This window comes from Vibrio sp. Y176 (assembly GCF_033438945.1).
The window spans coordinates 1-621 of record NZ_JAWOQS010000745.1; the positions used below are offsets into that span (position 1 = coordinate 1).

Annotated in this window: 1 protein-coding gene; it reads left to right on the forward strand. The window is 48.8% G+C overall.

Going from position 1 to position 621, the window contains the following annotated elements:
• Nucleotides 1–617 (forward strand): DNA recombination protein RmuC (rmuC, locus tag R7O13_RS28420; protein WP_318305397.1); only part of this gene is annotated, 617 nt, incomplete at its 5' end.
• Nucleotides 618–621 lie beyond the last annotated feature (4 nt).

The window sequence follows — 621 nt, forward strand, 5'->3', positions numbered from 1 at the left end:
TGCCACAAAACAAGCAAGTGGTGGTCGATTCGAAAATGGCATCGGTGGCGTACGAGCGCTACTTCACTGCCGAAACGGATGCTGAACGCGACCGCGCGTTAAGTGCTCACCTCACCGCACTGCGTGCGCACATCAATGGTTTGAGCATGAAGGATTACCATAAGCTCAAAGGCATCCAAAGTCTCGATTATGTGCTGATGTTTATTCCGGTAGAGCCGGCGTTCCAAGTGGCGATTCAAGCTGATCCAAGCTTGATCAAAGACGCGATGGAGCAAAACATTATCTTGGTTAGCCCAACCACGTTGTTGGTGGCACTGCGCACCATCGACAATTTATGGCGCAACGAACGTCAGAATGAAAACGCCAAACTGATCGCCCAGCGCGCCACCAAACTGTACGACAAGCTGCGTTTATTTGTGGATGATATGCAGGTTTTAGGCACCAGCCTTGATAAAGCGAATAATACTTACCATTCGGCGATGAAACGCCTTGCTCAAGGGCGGGGTAATTTGATTAGCCAAGCGGAAAGTTTTAAGGAGCTTGGGGTAGAGATAAAACAACCTATTGAGCCTCAACTTGTAGAGCGGTCAGATTCACCTAATTGTGCTGAATCGTAGACTT